General features: G+C 60.7%; 1 protein-coding gene. It reads right to left on the reverse strand.

The window, feature by feature from the left end; genetic code table 11:
* On the reverse strand, window positions 1-293 hold a 293-nt coding region (locus AC1D0P_RS29365; RefSeq protein WP_477679954.1), incomplete at its 3' end, for an ATP-binding cassette domain-containing protein.
* Window positions 294-455: the final 162 nt, after the last annotated feature.

Below are 455 nucleotides of genomic sequence, written 5' to 3' on the forward strand. Positions count from 1 at the left end.
ATAGTCTGCTGGACCGCCAGTGCCCGATCCTGGAACACGGTCTCGATACCGGCCTGCCTCGACTTTGCTGCGTTCCACCCGGCCGTCACCGGCTCGCCGTGCACGAGAATCTCTCCGCTTGACGGCCGGACTGCACCGGCAAGAATCTTGATCAAGGTCGACTTACCGGCGCCATTGTCTCCGACCAGGCCGACCACCTCGGCCTTGCCGACATGCAGATCGACGCCGCCGAGGGCATAGACTTGGCCGTATGATTTCTTGACGTCCCTTAGTTCTATTATGCGATCGCTCATTGTCCGCCTTCCAGAAATGGGAATCCGGCCGGTGGCCGGATTCCACAGGTGACTAGCGCAGCCCTTGTTCGGCGAGCTTGGCGACTGCCTCATAGTTCTCTGGCGTGACAAATCCGGCGCCTGTATCCACGTTTACGGGGCCAAGGCCGAGAACCACCTGCT

Source organism: Polaromonas sp. P1_G2, from assembly GCF_056405515.1.